This window comes from Cellvibrio sp., from assembly GCF_039207905.1.
Classification (GTDB): Bacteria; Pseudomonadota; Gammaproteobacteria; order Pseudomonadales; family Cellvibrionaceae; genus Cellvibrio.
Genome location: NZ_JBCECX010000023.1, coordinates 23,222 through 43,879 on the forward strand (window position 1 = coordinate 23,222; position 20,658 = coordinate 43,879).

The 20,658-nt window shown below is 48.1% G+C and carries 16 protein-coding genes and 1 pseudogene; 10 read left to right on the forward strand and 7 right to left on the reverse strand.

Translation table 11 applies throughout. The features are described 5' to 3' along the window. Positions 1-161: 161 nt before the first annotated feature. The 3 genes and pseudogenes from modA to AAGC78_RS14485 form a co-directional block, all read left to right on the forward strand. The gene (modA, locus tag AAGC78_RS14475; protein WP_435784807.1) at positions 162-947 is read left to right on the forward strand and encodes a molybdate ABC transporter substrate-binding protein; all 786 of its coding nucleotides are present in this window, start codon (positions 162-164) and stop codon (positions 945-947) included. Positions 948-961: 14 nt separating this feature from the next. After that, complete coding sequence (modB, locus tag AAGC78_RS14480) at positions 962-1,657, forward strand: molybdate ABC transporter permease subunit (protein ID WP_435784808.1); 696 nt, start codon at positions 962-964, stop codon at positions 1,655-1,657. A 67-nt stretch (positions 1,658-1,724) separates the two neighbouring features. After that, a pseudogene (locus AAGC78_RS14485) lies at positions 1,725-2,294 on the forward strand (ATP-binding cassette domain-containing protein); the annotation flags it as partial. A gap of 4 nt (positions 2,295-2,298) precedes the next feature. Here AAGC78_RS14485 and AAGC78_RS14490 read toward each other — a convergent pair. The 3 genes from AAGC78_RS14490 to moaA form a co-directional block, all read right to left on the reverse strand. Then, positions 2,299-2,694, reverse strand: coding sequence for a winged helix-turn-helix domain-containing protein (locus AAGC78_RS14490; RefSeq protein WP_435784809.1), 396 nt, complete (start codon positions 2,692-2,694; stop codon positions 2,299-2,301). A 6-nt stretch (positions 2,695-2,700) separates the two neighbouring features. Beyond that, positions 2,701-3,213 (reverse strand): molybdenum cofactor biosynthesis protein B, encoded by a 513-nt coding sequence (gene moaB, locus AAGC78_RS14495; protein WP_435784810.1) that lies wholly within the window; start codon positions 3,211-3,213, stop codon positions 2,701-2,703. Positions 3,214-3,334: 121 nt separating this feature from the next. Beyond that, a complete protein-coding gene (gene moaA / locus AAGC78_RS14500) occupies positions 3,335-4,327 on the reverse strand; it encodes a GTP 3',8-cyclase MoaA (protein WP_435784811.1) in 993 nt (330 codons plus the stop codon). 632 nt (positions 4,328-4,959) lie between these two features. Here moaA and cobA point away from each other — a divergent pair. The 3 genes from cobA to nirD all read left to right on the forward strand — a co-directional run bounded on the left by cobA (position 4,960) and on the right by nirD (position 8,828). After that, on the forward strand, positions 4,960-5,775 hold the full coding sequence (cobA, locus tag AAGC78_RS14505; protein WP_435784841.1) for a uroporphyrinogen-III C-methyltransferase: 816 nt from the start codon (positions 4,960-4,962) through the stop codon (positions 5,773-5,775). A gap of 60 nt (positions 5,776-5,835) precedes the next feature. After that, positions 5,836-8,379 (forward strand): nitrite reductase large subunit NirB, encoded by a 2,544-nt coding sequence (gene nirB, locus AAGC78_RS14510; protein ID WP_435784812.1) that lies wholly within the window; start codon positions 5,836-5,838, stop codon positions 8,377-8,379. 116 nt (positions 8,380-8,495) lie between these two features. Continuing rightward, positions 8,496-8,828, forward strand: a complete 333-nt coding sequence (nirD, locus tag AAGC78_RS14515; protein WP_435784813.1) for a nitrite reductase small subunit NirD — start codon at positions 8,496-8,498, stop codon at positions 8,826-8,828. A gap of 108 nt (positions 8,829-8,936) precedes the next feature. Here the strand turns inward: nirD and AAGC78_RS14520 are convergent, their stop codons facing one another. After that, the gene (locus AAGC78_RS14520) at positions 8,937-10,457 is read right to left on the reverse strand and encodes a diguanylate cyclase domain-containing protein (RefSeq protein ID WP_435784814.1); all 1,521 of its coding nucleotides are present in this window, start codon (positions 10,455-10,457) and stop codon (positions 8,937-8,939) included. Between the two features lie 465 nt (positions 10,458-10,922). After that, positions 10,923-11,909: an AraC family transcriptional regulator gene (locus AAGC78_RS14525; protein WP_435784815.1), complete on the reverse strand. Its 987-nt coding sequence runs from the start codon at positions 11,907-11,909 to the stop codon at positions 10,923-10,925. 214 nt (positions 11,910-12,123) lie between these two features. Between AAGC78_RS14525 and AAGC78_RS14530 the strand changes: the two genes are divergently transcribed. The 4 genes from AAGC78_RS14530 (at position 12,124) to AAGC78_RS14545 (ending at position 17,044) form a co-directional block, all read left to right on the forward strand. Continuing rightward, the gene (locus AAGC78_RS14530) at positions 12,124-12,876 is read left to right on the forward strand and encodes an SDR family oxidoreductase (protein ID WP_435784816.1); all 753 of its coding nucleotides are present in this window, start codon (positions 12,124-12,126) and stop codon (positions 12,874-12,876) included. A gap of 162 nt (positions 12,877-13,038) precedes the next feature. Then, the gene (locus AAGC78_RS14535; protein ID WP_435784817.1) at positions 13,039-13,509 is read left to right on the forward strand and encodes an ester cyclase; all 471 of its coding nucleotides are present in this window, start codon (positions 13,039-13,041) and stop codon (positions 13,507-13,509) included. A gap of 938 nt (positions 13,510-14,447) precedes the next feature. After that, a complete protein-coding gene (locus tag AAGC78_RS14540; protein ID WP_435784818.1) occupies positions 14,448-15,830 on the forward strand; it encodes a PAS domain S-box protein in 1,383 nt (460 codons plus the stop codon). An 89-nt stretch (positions 15,831-15,919) separates the two neighbouring features. Further along, positions 15,920-17,044: a hypothetical protein gene (locus AAGC78_RS14545; RefSeq protein WP_435784819.1), complete on the forward strand. Its 1,125-nt coding sequence runs from the start codon at positions 15,920-15,922 to the stop codon at positions 17,042-17,044. 87 nt (positions 17,045-17,131) lie between these two features. On the opposite strand, the gene AAGC78_RS14550 is transcribed toward AAGC78_RS14545, so the two are convergent. After that, on the reverse strand, positions 17,132-17,542 hold the full coding sequence (locus tag AAGC78_RS14550) for a hypothetical protein (RefSeq protein ID WP_435784820.1): 411 nt from the start codon (positions 17,540-17,542) through the stop codon (positions 17,132-17,134). A gap of 168 nt (positions 17,543-17,710) precedes the next feature. Further along, a complete protein-coding gene (locus AAGC78_RS14555; RefSeq protein ID WP_435784821.1) occupies positions 17,711-20,650 on the reverse strand; it encodes a class I adenylate cyclase in 2,940 nt (979 codons plus the stop codon). Positions 20,651-20,658 lie beyond the last annotated feature (8 nt).

The window sequence follows — 20,658 nt, forward strand, 5'->3', positions numbered from 1 at the left end:
CGAGGCAAATAAAGTGTTGAATCACCAAATTGCAGCAGAAAATATTGCGCGTGCATGTTGCTGGTGCAAGCTGTTGCTCAGGTTGCACCAAAGCATGGATTGTTTCATTATATCTCCATGTATATATCGGGCATTAATGTTGCCCTGTCAATGGGGAAGCTATGAACACAATCTTGAAGTCGCGCGTTGTATTAAGTGGTCTGTTGCTAGTATTGCAGCTGTTGGTCGTTGGCAGCGTGCAAGCGGGTGATGTGCGGGTGTCGGCTGCGGCCAGTCTTACTGATGTCATCACCGAATTAAGTCGCGCTTATGAAAAAGCACACCCCAATGTAGCGATTAAAACCTCGTTTGCGGGTTCGTCTACCCTGGCAAAACAAATTGAAAACGGTGCACCCGCCGATATTTTTATCTCTGCGGATAAAGATTGGGCGGATTATCTGGTGCAACGCAATCTGTTGAACAAAAGTACACGTATTGATTTATTGGTTAATGAGTTGGTGTTGATCGCGTCGAGTGATCGGGTGCCATCAATCACCATCGCAAAAGGTACTGATTTGCTCGCCGGTTTTAACGGCAAGTTGTGCACGGGTGATACTGCCTCGGTACCCGTAGGTAAATATGCTAAACAGGCGCTGACCTATTATGGTTGGTGGGAAGGGATTCAGCCGCGCCTCGTCGGCACAGAAGATGTGCGCACCGCACTGGCATTTGTAGAGCGCGGCGAGTGTGGTTTGGGAATTGTGTATAAAACTGACGCATTGATGAGTAAAAAGGTAAGCATAGTTGCGTCATTTTCGGCAGAGAGCCATTTGCCCATTGTCTATCCTGGTGGCTTGACCAAAAGTGCAACGGCAGACGCGCGCGCATTCTGGCAGTTTTTGCAATCATCTGTCGCGCTCGATATTTTTGTGCGCTACGGTTTTAAAGTGGCATTGCCAACGAATTGATTTGACGTTTCTTTATGCTGACTGAAGCTGAATGGCAAGTGCTATCGCTGTCTGCGCAAGTGGGGATTTGTGCAACTCTGCTCTGTGCAATCCCCGGAATTTATTTTGGTTGGCTGCTTGCGCGCAAAGATTTTTTTGCCAAGCCCGCATTAGAAGCGGTTTTATTTATGCCGATGGTATTACCACCCACGGTACCTGGTTATTTGTTATTGGTGGTGTTTGGCTCCCAAGGTGTTGCGGGGCAATGGTTGAAAGAAAATTTCGGCATTGAATTGGCTTTTAACTGGAAAGGCGCAGTCTTGGCTGCCGCCGTTATCGCTTTTCCACTGATGGTACAAGCAGCAAAATTATCGGTGCAGATGATTGATCGTCGGCTTGAATCCGCTGCCAGCACACTCGGCGCCAGTCCATTTAAAGTCTGGTGCAGTGTGACCTTGCCATTAATGCTGCCGGGTATTTTAATCGGTTCGATTATGGTGTTTAGTCGCTCACTCGGTGAATTTGGTGCGACTATCACTTTCGTTGGTAATATCGCTGGTGAGACTCGCACGTTACCACTCGCCATCTATTCTGCAACACACCAAATCGATGGCGATGCCATGGCTATACGACTGATTTGTATTTGTCTTGCGCTCGCCTTTTTCTCGCTCTTTCTGAACAACTTGCTTACCCGCCGCGCTGAAAAGTGGTTGGGAGTTCGCCGTGCTTGAATTGGATTTTGAATTTAAGCGCGTAGATTTTTCGCTCTCGGCCAAACAAAAATTTGATGCGCCTATCACCGGCGTGCTGGGTGCATCGGGCAGTGGCAAAAGTACTTTGCTGGCATTGATTGCCGGTTTACTAAAACCGCAGCAGGGCTCGATAAAACTGAACGGCCAGTTAATGTGCGACAGCGTTACAAAAATTTGGCTACCACCGCACAAACGCCACATAGGTTTGGTATTTCAGGATGGGCAACTACTACCGCATTTATCGGTGCGCAAAAATTTGTTGTATGGGTACAACAATATCAGTGCATCGCAGCGGCGCTTTCATTTGGATGCGATTGTTGATTTGTTGGAGATAAGTCATTTGCTTGAGCGCCGCCCCGGTAGTTTATCCGGCGGGGAAAAGCAGCGTGTTGCGCTTGGGCGTGCAGTCTTGTATTCGCCGGAATTATTGTTGCTGGATGAACCTTTATCGGCGCTGGATGAGCGTTTGAAGCAGCAGATATTGCCATTCTTTCTGCGCATTTATTCCGAGTGCAAAATTCCTATGGTGTACGTCACTCATGCGCGCAGTGAGCTGGAATATTTAACGCAGTATTATTGTTATGTTCGCGATGGTGCACTTCATTCAGCCGAATAAAAAATTATTGGCTGGGTGGAACCGGTTTTTTGCGCAGCAGCGGTTTAAATTCTGGAAAATGTTTTTCACCCAGTGCGCGAAGATCATTTTGTAATTGCTGGTAGCGTGCTAACACATCATTGCCCTGTGATGTGAGTCTTGCTCCTCCACCATGGGTTCCGCCGGTTACGGTTTCGACCAGCGGATGGCTAAAGCAGCGATTCATTGCATCAACCAAAAGCCATGCGCGCCTATAGCTCATGCCCAAATGTTTACCCGCTCCCGAGATTGAACCGGTTGCTGCAATTGCTGCAAGCAAATCGGCTTTGCCCGGGCCAAAAGCAATTTCATCATCCAGCATCACGCGTGCCTGAATTTTAATGCGTGCGCCATTTAATTTTTTTTCGTTAGTGTCAGTCATAGTGGTTTAATTGATGCTGAGTTGGCCAACAAAATTGCAGGGTCTATGGCGACTATCCAATTGTTCTTTGATGATTTTTTCCCATGCTGTTGTGCAGGCGCCAGTTGAGCCGGGCAAACAAAAAATCAAAGTGCGATTGGAAAATCCAGCCGTTGCTCGCGACTGAATCGTCGAGGTGCCGATTTCCTCGTAAGACACCTGGCGAAACAATTCACCAAAACCGACAACGGTTTTATCAAATAACGGCGTGACTGCTTCAACAGTAGAATCGCGTCCCGCAAAACCGGTGCCGCCAGTGATCAGCACCACTTGCGCTTGTTTATCCACAATCCAATTGGAAAGCACGGCGCGAATTTGGTAAATATCATCAATCACCAAATTGCGGTCATACAATTTATGACCGGCAGCAATTAATAAGTCCTGCAGTTTTTGCCCGGAAGTATCGGTATCCGGATTGCGTGTGTCTGAAACAGTAAGCACACAAATATTTAACGGCTCAAATTCTTTTTGGGATGACATTTTTTATTCCTGTATCAACCCCCTCCCCTAGCCGGGCGCCCAGCTCCCCTTATGAAGGGGGAGGTGTTGTCGCTCCCTCCCTTTTTGTAAGGGGAGGGCTGGGGAGGGGTTATTGTTGGGATCAACCGCCCGTCATATTCATAAAGCGTATGATTTGCGGTTCATCTTCTAAATCAAATGTGTGTTTTTCCGGTTTGTGGTGCATGGCGTTAATAATGCGCGTGCGCACTTCGGTATGCGGATCATCACTTGCACGCAATGCCTCGCGCAAATCCACGCTATTTTCTTGCCCCAAGCACAATAATAAACGGCCGGTGGCGGTGACGCGTACGCGGTTGCAGCTGCTGCAAAAATTATTGGAATGGGGCGAGATAAAACCGATGCGCGAATCGTAGCCGCTCGCTTTCCAATAGCGGGCAGGACCTGCATTGGAATCACCTTTTCGAAAAACCGGTTGCAACTCTTGTTGCTTGTTGATTGAGCTGCGCAATTCGTCGCTGCTGACAAACTCGGCTGCGCGCCCATGTTCATCGATGCGGCCAAGGGGCATCTCTTCGATGAAGCTGATGTCCAGCCCTTCATCCAGCGCGAATTTCACCAGTGCCGGGACTTCATCGGCATTGTAGTGTTTGAGCGCAACGCAGTTGAGTTTGATGCGTTTGAAACCGGCGGCTTGTGCGGCTTTGATGCCTTTTAATACCTGGCTGATATCGCCAAAGCGGGTGAGCTGGCGGAAGCGGTCGGGATTCAAACTGTCGAGGCTGATATTAATCCGATCCACACCTGCATCTTTAATTGCCTGTGCGTACTGGGGCAGGTGGGTGCCGTTGGTGGTGAGGCATAGCTCTTTTAATCCGGGTAGCTGCCCCAGTCGTTCCAGTAAATCGATGGTGCCGCGTCTTACCAACGGCTCGCCGCCAGTAATGCGCAGCTTGGTTACTCCCAGTCCGACAAAGGTCTCGCCCAGAGTTGCCAGTTCTTCAATGCTCAACACTTCGGCGCGCGGCAGGAAGGTCATATCCTCCGCCATGCAATAAACGCAGCGCAGGTCACAGCGGTCAGTGACTGACAGGCGCACGTAATTGATGGTTCGACCAAAGTTATCGATCAACATATATAAAGAAAGTGTATTCCTGTTTAGACGAGCCGCTGGGGTGAGTCGCTCGGATGGTCACTCTAGCGATGCCAGCGCCGCGGCTCAAGGCGTTTCGGTTGCTTTCGCCCTAATGCCTAGCAAGCTTGTGGCCACTTTCGTTGGTGGCCACGCCGGGATGGGCAATATCAGTCTAAAAGGCTGTTCCAAAATGGTGACTTTTTGAATTTTACACCCTTATTGTCGTGGTGATGAGGGCTTTTGATTGTCCGCCTCAGTGTCGGCTTCTGCTCTTTTGGTTCGCTTTTGATAAAGATACACGCAAATGCATTTTAATGGTGCTGCGTGCACCATAACTTTGTTTTTAATTGGTGCATTTTTGTAAATTTATAAAAATCATTTTTGCTGCCAGTTGGTGCGCGCTTGCACCATTAAAATTCATAAATTCCTGATTGATCTCTTTGCGATAAATTGCCTGCCAGCAAATTTTGTGTGAGTGGTGATTTTAAGCTTATGAAATATAAAGAAAATTATTTTTTCGATTGAAAAAAAACGATATGGCACTGCGATTGCAATTACCCCTTTGTAAATAAATTGCGGGTGATGCCATGACCACTTTCATCAAAACCAATGTAGAAGTTCTTCCCTCCGCGATGCTCAAGCAACGTGGTGATACTAATGAGCGGGCAAAAAAAATCTGTTCAGGAAAAGTGTGGTTGGTTGGTGCGGGCCCTGGTGATGCAGAGCTGCTAACCGTAAAAGCGCTGCGTGCAATCAATAGCGCCGACATTATTTTTTACGATTACCTCGTTAGCGCTGAGATACGCGCACTCTTTCCTAAAAATGTTCCTGCGCACTATGTTGGTAAAGCAAAAAATCAACACAGCATCGCGCAGGACGATCTCAATCAGTTGCTCGTAAAACAAGCACAGCAAGGGTTGACCGTCTGCCGTATTAAGGGTGGCGATCCATTTGTGTTTGGTCGCGGCGGCGAAGAATTGTTGGAGCTGCGCACTGCCGGTATTGAGGCGGAAGTGATTCCCGGTATTACTTCTGCATCCGGTTGCAGCACTTATGCTGATATCCCGCTGACCCATCGCGGTTTGTCACAGGGCTGTACGTTTGTTACCGGTCACGCCGAAAAAAGTCTGGATGTGAATTGGGATGCGCTGGCGCAACTGAATCACACACTGGTGTTTTACATGGGCCTGACCCGCGCCGATGAAATCGCCGCAAAATTATTAGCGGGTGGTTTGGCTGCAGATACGCCGGTGGCAATTATCGAAAATGGTTGCCGCCAAAACCAGCGCGACATTATTTCTACTCTGCAAGATTTTCCTGAAGCCGTTATTCGTGAACACGTGCAATCGCCTGCGTTGATTATTGTGGGTGAAGTTGTGCGTATGAAAGAAAAGTTGCAAATGCAGGTGCAACTACATACGGCGGAAGAAAAATATTTGTTGGCATAAGTGATTGCGATCCACCCAAAAAATTAGTTAATACAAAAATTTTACGACCGTGAGGCAGGTATGAAGAAGCGCATTGTGGTAGTCGGAAACGGCATGGTAGGGCACAAATTTATCGACAATCTGGTGAATCACGCTGATGCTGAGCAGTATCAGGTGATCACCTTTTCGGAAGAGCCGCGCCTGGCTTACGACCGCGTACAGCTCTCCAAATATTTTTCCGGTTCAACGGCTGAAGATCTCGCGTTGACCTCCGCGGATTACTACAACGAAAAATCCGTTGAATTTATCTTGAAAGATAAAGTGATCGATCTGGATTTTGATAACAAAGAAGTGATTACCGCATCCGGTCGTCGCGAAGGTTACGACAAGTTAATTCTTGCGACAGGTTCATTTCCGTTTGTTCCTCCTATTCCTGGTAATAACGGCGAACACTGTCTGGTGTATCGCACTATTGAAGATCTGGAAGCCATTACTTATTCAGCCACCCAAAGTAAAGTGGGTGTGGTTGTTGGCGGTGGTTTGTTGGGCTTGGAAGCTGCCGCTGCATTAAAAGCAGCCGGGCTTGAAACTCACGTGGTTGAATTTGCTCCGCGCTTGATGGCAGTGCAATTGGATGAAGGCGGCGGAAAATTATTGCGCCGTAAAATTGAAGCTATAGGTGTAAAAGTCCACACCCAAAAAGCGACCAGTGAAATTGTTGCTGGTACTGATGCACGTTATCGCATGAATTTTGCGGATGGCAGTTATCTTGAAACCGATATGATTTTGTTCTCTGCTGGTATTCGCCCGCAGGATGAACTCGCCCGCAAGTGTGGTATTCAATTAGGTGAGCGTGGCGGCATTGTGGTTGATAACAACTGCCAGACCAATATGAAAGATGTCTACGCAATTGGTGAGTGCGCGCTCTGGAATAATCGCATTTACGGTTTGGTTGCACCCGGTTATCAAATGGCGAAAGTTGCCGTATCCCATATCACCGGCGGTAGCGATCAATTTATGGGTGCCGATATGAGCACCAAATTAAAATTGCTCGGTGTTGATGTGGCATCGATTGGCGATGCGCACGGCACAACTCCCGGTTCATTAAGCTACACCTACAGCAATGATGTGGATGAAGTTTACAAGCGCATGATTGTATCGGCCGACAATAAAAAATTGTTGGGCGCGGTATTAGTGGGCGATGTTGAAGCCTATGGAACTCTGCAACAAATCTGCGTTAACGGCATGGATTTGCCGGAAGATCCTAACTGCCTGATTCTACCGAATGTTGATGGCGGTGGTATGGCCATAGGTGTGGATGCATTGCCAGAGACAGCAATGATCTGCTCCTGTTTTGATGTGAGTAAAGGTGCAATTTGTTGCTCTGTACAGAACGGCGCACGCACCATGGGCGATATCAAAGCCGTTACCAAAGCCTCTACCGGTTGTGGTGGTTGCAGTGCATTGACCAAACAAGTAATGGATTCCGAGTTGAAAAAACTCGGTGTAGAAGTGAGCAATCATATATGCGAACACTTCCCCCATTCACGTCAGGAATTGGCCGATATTATCCGCATCAAAAAAATCAAAACCTTTGATGAGTTGTTGGATAGCCATGGCAATGGTGGTTTGGGTTGTGAAATTTGTAAGCCAGCGGTGGGTTCAATTCTCGCCGGTTTCTGGAATGAATTTGTGTTGGATAAAAAACACATCGGCCTGCAAGACACCAACGATATTTTCCTTGGCAATATGCAAAAAGATGGCACCTACTCAATAGTGCCGCGTGTTGCGGGCGGTGAAATTACCCCGGATAAATTAATTGTGTTGGGTCAGGTTGCCAAACAATACAACCTCTACACCAAAATTACCGGCGGCCAGCGGATCGATTTATTTGGTGCGCAATTACATCAGTTGCCGGCGATCTGGAAATTATTGGTTGATGCCGGCTTTGAAACTGGCCACGCCTACGGCAAATCACTGCGCACAGTTAAATCCTGTGTGGGCAGCACCTGGTGCCGCTATGGTGTATTGGATTCTGTTGGCATGGCGATTATTTTGGAAAATCGCTACAAAGGTGTGCGTGCACCACACAAAATTAAATTTGGTGTGTCTGGATGCACGCGCGAATGTGCTGAGGCGCAATCAAAAGACTTTGGTGTAATCGCCACCGAAACCGGTTGGAGTTTATATGTGTGCGGCAACGGCGGTATGCGCCCGCGTCACGCTGATTTATTTGCCACTGGCCTGGATGACGTTACCTTAATTAAATATATCGACCGCGTAATGATGTTCTACATCCGCACCGGCGACCGCCTGCAACGTACTTCGGTGTGGATGGAGAATATGGAAGGTGGTTTGGATTATCTGAAGAAAGTGGTGATCGACGATAAGTTATCGATCTGCGCTGAATTGGAAGAACAGATGGCTTACAACATCAGCCAGTACCAATGCGAATGGAAAACCACGGTTGAGAGTGATGAATTGCAAAAACGCTTTAAACATTTTATCAACACCACTGCAACTGATGAAAATCTCGCGTATGTAATTGAGCGCGAACAAATTCGCCCGGCAACGGCATTGGAACGCAACAATAAAACTATTCAGTTTGTTGAGTTGGTTGATTAGCTGCCGTAGCCCGTATGGAGTAAAACGAAATACGGGGCTGTGAATAAATTAACGATCCCGTATTGCGCTAGGCTCCATACGGGCTACGAATCAAGAATATTTTAGTGAGAAATATCATGAGCGAAAAACCCTGGATCAGCGTGTGTGAAATCGATGATTTATTGCCCGACACCGGCGTGTGTGCACTGGTCAATAGTAAGCAAGTAGCGATCTTCCGCTCGCGTCGCCTGGACGAAATTTTTGCGGTATCCAATTACGACCCTATCGGTGAAGCCAACGTGTTGTCGCGCGGTATTATTGGTTCGATAGGTGATGAAGTGGTGATTGCATCGCCGCTGTACAAAGAGCACTACAATCTGCGCACGGGTGAATGCCTGGAAAAGCCGGAATATCACGTCGCTGTGTATCCGGTGCGTATCGATGATGGTTTGGTGCAAGTGCAAGCGTGATTTGCAACTGAAATCAGGTTTGCGGTTTTAGCTTTACTCCTTCTTCTTCGACTGCTTCATGAGTCGGCTTAACGGGCAACCCGATGGGTTGCCCTTTTTTTGGTAGGTTCAACGAATTGCCGCGGTAGTTTGGCGTTTGTGGTTATACATTTTCTGGTCGGCAATTTTAGTCAGTTCAAGCGGATCAACACCATCTTGCGGATAAAACGCCGTACCAATACTGCAGCCGATCTGAATTGGGTATTCTTCAATTAAAAATATTTCTGCGAGCGCGTGTTGGATTTTTTCGCTCACAATTTTTGCGTGATGAATATCATCCATTTGATGCAGGAGAATCACAAACTCATCGCCGCCGATGCGCGCCACTGTGTCCGAAGTGCGCACGCAGGCGAGCAGTCGTTGCGCGACTTGCTTTAATAATTCGTCGCCCAGTGCGTGGCCGTAGCGGTCGTTGACCGGTTTGAATTTGTCCAGGTCGAGTAGCATTACCGCGAGCACACGCTGGTGGCGTTTGCAGTAACTCAATGCCTGTTGTAGACGATCCGCAAACAAGGCGCGATTGGGTAATCCGGTCAGGCTATCGTGTTGCGCCATATAGCGAATTTTTTCTTCACTCTTTTTGCGCTCGGTAACATCGCGGCTCACCCCGACTATGCCGACAAATTTTCCTTCTGCATCATAAATGCCCGAGGTTCTGGTTTCGGCGCACACGGTCGAGCCATCTTTGCGCAGGTGATCCAGCTCGGCCACGAAGTCGGGAAATGGTTCGTTGGCTTGCACGGCCGCGAGCGTGCGGCCAACCGCCTCTTGCACTTTAATCACCGATTCCGGCGTAAAGGTTTCCTGCAGGGTTTGTTGCATGGCCTCTGCGGCGTTGTAACCACGTAATTTTTCAACCGAGGGACTGACATAAGTGAAGCGCCCGTCGAGATCCATAATCCAGATCACGTCTTGCGCGTTATCGGCCAGCAGGCGATGGCGCTCTTCACTGGCGCGCAGCGCTTCAAGCGAGAGTTTGCGTTCAATCGCGATTTCCGCGAGGTAGGCGGATTCTTCAATCAAGCGTATGTCGTCGGCGGTGGGTTCGGAAATCTGTCCCTGATAAATCCCGAAGGTGCCCAGTACCTCGCCGTGGCGGTTGACGATAGGTTCTGACCAGCCAGAGGCAAGCCCTGCTTTGGCCGCCAGTTCTTTTAGCCCGACCCAGCTTGGGTCTTTCTGGATATCGCTCACAATCACCCGGTTGCCGGTCACTACTGCTGTGCCGCAGGAACCTATGGGTTGGTCAGCGGGCAGGCCATCTACGGCGTCTTTATAAGCGGTTGGTAAATTTGGCGCGGCGGCGATTTTGAGCCGATTGGTGTGGCGATCTACCAGCGAAATGCTGCAAATCATTTCCGGGCGGATATGTTCTACGCCGACAATAATTTCCAGCAGTACTTCTTCCAGCGGATCATCGGCTGCGATTTGTGCCAGCACATGGTTATGGCCACGCTGCCAGACATCGGCGCGGCGCATCAACCGAACCATATTGCGCAACTTCAGGTTGACGCGGTTGATGTGCACAGCAGCGGCGATAACAACAATCACCCCGAACAGTGCGGCCAGTGCAATATAAAGACTATTCACCACGCAACCCCGCTATCAAAGAGTGTCGCATAGATATTCGTATAACTTTTCGACATGGCAAAAGGGCGGTTTTTACAAAAACCGGCTCGGCGAATGCCAAAAAAAGGCGTGGCGCACTGTGGTTAACAATGGCTGTTGCTGCATCCCCTGATACATATTTACTAGCGGGACAGGTCGTCATTCGGCGATCTCCATGATCTTTTGAGCCCGGCGCCTCAGTTTTTATTGGCCGATTCGACCATTTTCTGTGACTAGCCGGTGAATGCTGGGTAGAGCGGATAATCAAATACGGATTGGTACCGGTTTATCAATGCATTATCTGTAGATATTTGTGCAAATACTTCTGCAAATAAGGTGCCGTAGTGGCGCCTTATTACAGAAATAGCACAGACGGGAGAAAGCGGGGTGATGGAAGGTCGATGTTGATAACTGCGTCACTTACCTCAGATGCCTGCCCGGGATTGCTTATCCGGGATTGGCAAATGCATCGGAGGAGCGCAAGCGGGCAATGTCGCGCAGTGGCGATAAACCGAACAGGCGGTTGTATTCGCGGCTGAACTGCGAGGGGCTTTCATAGCCGACCCTGTGGCTGGCGGTGGCTGCATCCAGCTTTTCGGCAAATAGCAGGCGTCGTGCTTCTTGCAGGCGCAGGTGTTTTTGGTACTGCAGCGGCGTCATATTGGTGATGGTTTTGAAATGGGTATGCAGCGATGAGCTACTCATGCAGGCTTCGCGCGCGAGATCTTCAATACGCAAATTGCGATGGTAATTATGTTTGAGGATATTGATCACCCGGCTGATTTGCTGGGCATGGCTATCCACCAGCGAAACCTGCGCGAGAATTTCGCCCTGATCATCCTGCAGCAGGCGATAAATCATCTCGCGCAATAACAGTGGGCTGAGCAGCGGAATATCCTCTGGCGTTTCCAGCAGGCGCATCAAACGCAATGCCACATCGAGCAATGGCGGTTTGGCTTCGCTGACAAAAAGCCCGCGCTTGGGCGTTAAGCTGGTGGCGGGAAATCCGGGCGCCCCTGCTTTTTTGCCCGCTAATAATGACTCCTGAATATCCTGCGGCGACAGGATCAAATTGAAGCAGAGGTAGGGTTTTTCCGGCGTCGCATCCAGCACCTGGCCTATGACCGGAATATCCACCGCCGCTACTAAATAGTGGGCTGGGTTGTAGGTATAGATTTCATTGCCCAGCACTGCCTGCTTGTTTCCCTGCGCGATCAAACACAGCGACGGCTCATACACCGTGTGTGTCGCTGTGCTGGGTTGTTTGGCACGGATCAGTCGCAGCCCTTTGATCGGCGTTTCGGTAAAACCATCGGTCTTGGTGAATTGTTCAATCCGCCAGGTCAGTTCCTGCAGTTGTGTTGCGAGCGAATAGCCGGGGAAGGGCGCAGTAGTCGCCCCGGTGTTAGTCGGGTTATTGGCAGTGTTATCCACGTGTTGCCCTCGTAGCCATGGTGGCAAAAGCTGGTGATAAGTCGATGGTTTGAGTTTACACAACTGCTTCTCTTGCCCATACCAAAACGGGACGACTTTGGACTATTGGGCAATAACTGGCGAGTAACTGACTATCGACCAGAGCGGCCGTGCTCCTATAGTGATTTCACGCCGACACTTTGCTCGGCATCCAAATCGCTACGAGGGTTTTGTTATGTCAGTGAATCAATCTGCAATTAACCAGAAGGTAGTCATCATCACCGGCGCCAGCAGTGGCATTGGTGAAACAGCGGCGCGTATTCTTGCGGCGCAGGGCGCAAAAGTCGTTTTAGGTGCGCGTCGTACAGACCGCTTGGAAACATTGGCGGCGGACATACGTGCGCAAGGCGGTGTAGCCGAATATTGCGCAGTCGATGTGCGCCAGCAGGAGCAAGTGCAAGCGCTGGTGGAATTTGCGCGCGAAAAATTTGGCCGCGTTGATGTGATCGTCAACAACGCTGGTGTTATGCCGCTATCACCTTTGGCCGAACTCAAAGTCGATGAGTGGGAGCGCATGATTGATGTGAATATTAAGGGCGTGCTGTTTGGAATAGCGGCGGGGTTGCCAATTATGAAACGTCAGGGTTTTGGGCACTTCGTGAATATTTCTTCTATTGGCGGCCACGCAGTTTATCCAACCGCTGCCGTTTACTGCGCGACTAAATATGCGGTACGCGCTATCTCCGAAGGTTTGCGGCAGGAGCAATTGGATGGCGATATTCGGGTCACGATTATTTCTCCCGGTGTGGTGGAATCGGAATTGGCCAATTCCATTACCGATCCTGCATCGCGCGCAGCCATGGACAGCTTCCGCCAGATCGCGCTCACGCCCGATGCCATCGCCCGCGCCGTTTGTTATGCGATAGAGCAACCGGCCGATGTTGATGTCAGTGAAATTATTGTCCGCCCGACAAAAAGTCCCTATTGATAAATGCCAGCAGGCAGTTACACATTGTGACAATTTTTTGCGAGGCTACTGACATAATTCGCCGGTGCTTGACCTTACCCTGCGGGAAGGTTTCACAATAAAGCCTGCTTCACCCCAAGCAGGCTGAAGATTAAAAAAATCCCCACAAGGGAAGGAGTTTATATGTGTACACATCGGAACAATGAGCGTTTGATAAAAGAGTTTTTGCGCGCGGCGCACATCACCCAGGATAAAAGTTTGGGCCATTTTGTTGCAGCGGAGGTCAAGTGTTGGGGCTTCCCTGAATTTAATCCCGGCAACTGCGATGAATATCAGGGTTTTTTCAATTACCTGGCTGACGTATTTGAATCACAAGTTTTCACGATTGAACAATTGCTGGCTGCTGATTCGCAAGTGCTGGTTCGTTTTCGGATTCAGGGAAAACACCACGAAGAATTTATGGGCTTACCTGCTTCCGGTGGTGAATTGGAATTTACCGCTACTGCTTTATTCCGTTTGGATGGGGAAAAAATTAGCGAAGTCTGGATGTACAACAAGCATATTGTATTGCAAACCGCAAAAGGTTATCGCTACGCCATCAGCGCCCCCGCTTCCTACGCGACCCGCAAAACCACGCACGCAATCGCCTGCTAATTATCTGCAGCATGCAAACTCATTTTCGCTTTTGCGAGTGAGTTTGCATTTACCTTCTATGCATTAAAAAATTGCAAACCCGCCACTAACTATTCTGCTGCAAGGTTATCAATCAGAATTTGATTCCTATCGCCTGCAGTTAGAAAACTGTAAAAAAATCCGATCATTTTTTTTGCGCTTGGCGCATCCATCTACTTTATTGTCAGTTTGATAATTTTCTTAAACGAACGGGCTGTGAACCGCATTCACATCTGCGGTCAGGTTAAGCGGGAAAATAGCTGCCGTTGATCCCTGATGCATAACAATAACGACCAATAATGCCGCATCCGTTTTTGACTCAAGGCGTGCGCGCCTGAAGCGTTTCCCGGTGCAATGCAATTTGCAGTGGGATATGTTTCGCGGTTTTTGCAATTTGCCAGGATATTTGGGTGAATCCGGGAGGATAGATGCCCGCGCAAAAAACCATCACAACAATAACGATCAGCATGATGCAAGAGTAAACATTTCAACTAATCTGGCGCGAGGGATTTTTCCTCGTCGAATAAGACCGAATAATTGGGCGCCCGGACGAAATGATTGCTAACGATAAGGATGCGATGACCAATGTCTGCCGCAGTAAAAGCCCAGTGATTGGGCTTTTACTGATTGCTTCTTCTGCCTGCAGTTTCCACTTTCTGGTTTCCCGGCCTGTTTAATCCCCTTCTATCGTTGATACACAGCGCACCGCATCGGAGCGATTTGCTTGTTGCTGGAGCATTTTGCTGCTTTTGTGGTCGAAATGTCCGGTCGATGCCCAGCTCCCGAGCTTTGTGATCCCGCTGATGGGCCATCGCGCATACAAGGAGCTATTGTCGCGCGGGCGCATCTTGTAGAATTCACCGCTAGCGCTACGAGCGACTCTCCCGCTCCGCACCCTCACCATTCCCGGGACCCCATCCATGAAGAAACCCTTGGTATTAATCGTACTCGCTACCCTGAGTATGAGTGCTTTCGCCGATATGTTCGCCGTGTTTCGCGAAGAGGATGGCAGTACCAGATGGCAATACGTCGCCAATACCAGTGCCAGTGTGTTGATCCTGACCCTGTTGATCGTGCTGATTTTTTTGATTCGCGCCCATTTACGCTCCATGCGCTCCAACCGCGCCCTGACAGAAATAAAAGCCACGCTGGAAGATCGCGTCGCGCACCGTACTGCAGTACTGCAGGAGACCACTGGACAATTACAGGAGCGCGAGGCCTATATCGCCAGCATCGTGAATTCCATGCCGGTGATGCTGATCGGTTTGGACCAACAATTGAACATCACCCAGTGGAACCAAAAGGCGGAAGAGATTACTGGTCGACCATTTAAAGATGTTATCGGCAAAAATTTATGGGATGCCTACGCGGCTATCACGCTTACACAGGAACAAGTGAAGTCAGTGTTGGCAGAAGGTGAAACACTCACCTTGAAGCATGCGCAGCGCGGGCAATACAGTTTTGATATCACTCTCTATCCCCTTACATCGCACAAAGATACCGGTCTGGTAATTTTGATTTCCGATGTGACCAAACAAGTTAACGCCGAAAATAAATTGGCCGAGCGCGATAAGGTTTCCGCGATGGGCGAGCTCGCATCCGCTATGGCTTACGATATCAGCTTGCCGATGCAAACTATTTTGTCGCGCGTCACCAATGCGCGTCAGGAGATTGAATCCACAGAAGTAGAGCTTGGCGATGTAAAAGATTTTTTATTGCAAGAAGTTGAGACGGTTCGCTTAAGTGCCCATCAGGCGACGGCGATTGCACAAAACTTGTTGGATCTCGCCAGCAGCCATCGCGATACCAAACAACTCGCCGATGTGCCGCCGATTATGGATCGCAGTATAGCGCTGGCAACAGATTTGTTTACCGATGCCGATAGTCTCGCGTTTAAACATATTAATATCCGCCGCAACTACGCATCGCCTCTGCCGCAAATTCCGTGTTTCCCCACTGAGCTTGAGCAAGTATTTATTCGTTTGATGCGTAACTCTTTCTACGCGCTCAATTCCAAAACCTGGGACGATAACAACAAACCCTGGATTAATATTGAAATTGGTGAGTTCTACGATTCGCTGTGGATTAAAATTGAACACAACGGCAAATGTTTAAGTGCAACTGAACAGTTGGATATTTTCCAACCTTTCTTCGCCATCACTAATCACGAATCCACTTGCCCGGTAGAACAGCGTTTGTCCTACTCCTATTTCATCATCACCGAACATCACCGAGGCCAAATGGCGGTCACCTCAGATGAACAACATGGCACTTGCTTCAATATCCAGTTAGCGATGAGTTAGGTTTTTGTTTTATTCGGTTTAAAAAAGCTGCTGACATTATATGTCAGCAGCTTTTTTTATGATGGGGTTTTACTACTGGGATTTAGCTAATGAGTGATGCCGATAAAAGTCCGTTAATGAAAGATGGTTTGGGGCCGCAGGCGATCAAGCGTATCGGCAGTAGCATTGCGCTGGTGGTGCCGGGGTTTAATGCGCGGGCGTTTCAGAAAGATGCGGAGCGCGGGCTTGATGAACTTGAATTAAAAGCGCGCGTGCATCATTTGATTGCGGTATTGCATCGTCACTACGATTTGCCATTTAAAAAACTCAGCAAATATCTGCAGGATCTTCCCAGTGTATGGGATAGGGGCAGTGCGGCGGATAACAAAGCCGGTTTTGCCGCCTGGCCGTTAATTGATTATATCGCTGCCCATGGTTTGCAACATCCTAAAGAAGCGCTACAGACGCTGGAAAAATTAACACCGCTATTCAGTGCTGAATTTGCAGTGCGTCCTTTTATCCAGCAGCACACTGATATCACCTACGCAAAATTATTGGAGTGGTGTGAGCACGACTCCGAGCATGTGCGCAGGCTCGCCTCTGAAGGTTCGCGCCCACGTCTGCCGTGGGGTATGCGCTTGCCGCAATTTATTAAAGATCCTGAACCTCTCGCCGCTATTTTGGAAAAATTAAAAGTGGATGAGAGTTTGTATGTGCGCCGTTCAGTGGCAAACAATCTGAACGATATCAGTAAGGATAATGCCGATTGGATGATTAAATTGTGCGGGAATTGGTTGGGTGACGCACATCAACATTCCGACTGGATTGTAAAACACGCGCTGCGTAGCTTGGTTAAAGCTGGCGATATGCGTGTGTTTCCGCTGTTGGGATACGCAGCAACACCTGAGGTAACTGCGAGTGAAATCAAACTGTATAAGAAACGTATCTCTATGGGTGATGCGATCAGTTTTTCTTGTGTGATTACCGCAGGTGAGCAAACGCAGAATCTGGTAGTGGATTATGTTGTTTATTTTATGAAAGCCAATGGCAAATTAGCACCCAAAGTATTCAAGTTAAAAAATATGATGTTAGGTGCGAATGAATCGGTGGTAATTGCAAAAAGTTATTCGTTTAAACCGATCACTACCCGCCGCTATTATGCAGGTGCGCATCAGGTGGCAATTCAGGTCAATGGAAAAGAAGTGGCTAACGCAGATTTTAAATTGGTCGACTAGCTGTCTATCATTTTTAATTAAAAATATTTAAGAAAGATATTATTTGCTTGCCTGCCGATGCATTTATCGGCAGGCAATAAAGATTCGTTACTGCACGCGACGCCAATGTTCTTCAATTAACGTCCCATCTTCCATGCCTTTATGAATCCACAGGTCTTGCTTTACCACACCATTAAAGTGATAGGTTTTTCCCATCAGGCGCGCTTCTGAAGTGACATCAACAGTTTCTTTATAATCCTCACCTTTAAAAGTATAAGTGCCGGATGCCGCTACAATAAACTTTCCTGTTTTGTCCCAGGTGATAAACGCAAAATGTTTTTCCGACAGGACTTTACGGGAGAGGGTGGTTTTGTCTTTTATTTCACCGACGACTTCGCCTTTTTCATTTTTATAAATGGCGTATTCCAGTTCCCAGGTTCCCGTCAGTTTGCTACCGGCGTTTGCCCATTGGCTAAATGCCAAGGTTGCTATTGCGATTAATGTCAGGATGTTTTTCATTATTGGATGCCTCGATTGTGTTTTGGTTGATAATTTTTTTAGTTTGATAATAAGAGTGCCGATTGGAAAGGCGAGGCGATTATGCATGAGTTGCCAGCTGATAACCTGTAGCTAAACAAAAATTAATAGTCAGTTAATAAGCTTTATATGAGGGGAAACCATCTGGTTTTATAAGGCGGCTAGTGCAAGGTTAAGTTTTTTTTCCAGTTCTGATTTTAAGTGTAGGTAATGCCCCAGCTGTACACCTGTTTGTTGGGCAATGGTTTCGTGGCACAGGGAGAGATCGAGGTCGGTGATATAGCAGGGATAGCGCTCACCACGCTGACGGCGCCGGATGATGTAGCTGGCGACTGCTTTAAAAAGCTCATCTCCATATGCCAGTGTTGAGAACTCTTGTTCATTACAAAAAATAGTAAAGCGCAATTCCTGCTCGCTATCCAATTCAGCAATGGCTTTTATATTAATAAAGTGCAGCTGGCTCAAATCAGTTTGTAAGTGTCGGCGTTCAGCTGTGCCCTGCTGTTGTTTTACATTGCCGGTTATTTCATAAATGACAATATCTTTTGCGTCAGGTAAAACACCTTGGTAGTCACCATCCAACAATTGGCGTTGCATCGCAGCGTTAATAAAATTGACCAGCGGGCGCAATAGAGTTTGCTGGTTGTGATATTCAGTGCGTGTGGTAAAGATAGAACCTTTTTCATCAATGATAGTGATATGTGCCTGGGATTCATCAAGTTGATAAAATAGATAGATGCCGCGCTGCTTTACGTATTCGCCAATAATGCGCAGGGATTTATCGCGCAAGCCGTAGCGGTCAATTACAATGGGGCTAAAATCAGCTTGTGATTGTGCCAATTTTTCGAGTAGTTTTTCGTAACTTTTAAAGCGTTGGATTTGCAATTGCTGCTGCAAAAATTGCAACAGCAAATATTCATCACCCATCTCTAATATATAACGGCTGCTGCGTGGGCGCGTGCCCGAGTAGTAACAACTTATCAGGTCGCGCCAGAGTTCGGTTAAGCGTTGGGCGATATTTGAACCTTGCCCACTGCTAAAGCAACGAACACTTAATTCTGGCAAGCTAAATTGTTTTCCTGGAGCGAATAACCGGAAATAATGTAATAAACAATTGATTAGGGCGTCGCTTGGGTAGTGCCGGCAAACTAATTCACCCCAGGAATTAATTTGTATTACGTCAGCACTGATCATCAAATTTTCGCGCAAGCCGCTGTAACCCAGTGCGTCGCGTTGGCTGCTCAGCATCTGCATGCCTTTTTTATGCAAATCGGCCTGCGGCTCAACACCGGTGTTCACGATAATTAAAAAACGCTCTATAGCCGCGGGGCGCGTAAACTGGTGATGTTCAATGTTAAGCGGGACGGGAAGCCATTGCTGCAATGCTTGAATCAACTGTTGTTTTTGCGTAGCGTTTAATAAAAATTGTTTTCCGATAATATCGTTTTTGGTGTGGCTCTCCATGATTTGGTTTGCGTGGCACCAGAGCAATAATTCCACTAGTCCGCGCGCGCGTTTAATGGGCTCCACTTCAATGTTGCGCAGTGCTAAATCGTTTTGGCTACCACGCAACACTTGCCAGCTTTCGCCCAGGTCGTTTTGCTCGCGGATAAAACACAGTGCATCTTCACTAATGTCACGTGAAATTCCGGGGTTGATCCATTCAATTTTTCCAGCCTTGCGTTCAAATGCAGCATGTAATTTTCGCCCGAGTACCGCAAGTTCGTCACTGCTGATAGCAATTTCTTTTTGTTGGGTCCTGCTCAGTTCGCTCAATAATCGATAGCTATGGTTGAGTTCATTCACCAAAAGCGCACGCTCGGTAATGACATGGGGGGCTTTCCAGTAGGCGCGATTGTCGAGCATATGCAACTGATGTGACGACCATTGCCACTCTTTTACCAATTGCTCCAGCAATTTTCGTTGCCAGGATTTATTAGGTTGCCGGCTGGTGCGTGACAATGGTTTGTTTACTTTGAAATAGAGGCAGCGCCTTACCAAATCAAGGCGCTGCAGCTGATTGTGTTTTAGTAAATATTGCTCGATACGGCGATAGACCATGACATAAGGATCAAGTGCATCTGTATCCGGTGTTTGTGCGTAGATGGCGCGCTTTAAACTGAGGGCTAAGGGTTCGCTATTGACGCAAATATTTTCAGTCTGTGGTTCATCAATATTATCGCTGACTTGATTATCCTGCTCGGCAATTGGGCTTGTTATTTCGCTGCTGGCATAAACTTCCAATAACATCAATTTCAATACAGATTTGTAGGGCGACTCAATGGCTTTGTAGAGTTGCCAAATGCCTGCACCAATAAATTCGTTGGCGGGGATTTCGGGTAGCCCCCCAAAATCGATCACGTCGTCGCGCTTCAAAAAACGTTTGCTTAATAATTGCTCGCGGTAGTCGGCATAATCTGCTTCCCGTGAAGCGGGAATAAACCACCAGAGCGGAATTTTGCCGGCGATCCATAATGCCGTGCGATAAAATTCATCCAGCAATAAATAGTGTTGTGCAGAACCACTGGCTTCACTGCTGAGCGATTGCACGCGCTGCGTAGAAAATTCATCACTGCGCATCAAAAAAAAATGCGCTTCCAAATTAATATTTTGTGCTGCCCACTGCGTGATCAGGTGGCATTTTCGTTCCAGTTCGGATAACAGTGGATTCTCTTCAGGAATGCTGTGGCATACCCATACATCGAGATCGCTGGAATCGCTTTGCGCAATTGTTCCCACGCTACCCATAATAAACAAGGCATCAATGGCCGGATATTTCTCATTCAGGTCGCGATTAAATTGAAAGCTGCGCGCTAAAATTTTTGCCAGCCGCAGCTCTTCAGAATTTGGCTCATATTGGTAAAGGCCCGCGGGCGTGCTGTGCGAAACATAACCCGGAAGCATAGGGTGATTGACGTGGAATAACAGCGGAAGCAAATGCAAAAACTGCTGTTGGCGTTCAGGCAGCGCAGCGCAGGTGCGCTCGTGGCGCACCTGGTTTAAATCCAGAAATCGTTGTTTGAGTTGACTAAGCAGCTTTCGATCAACGCCTTCATCGATATCGTGTATGTCTATTGGACGTGAATACATAGATGTTT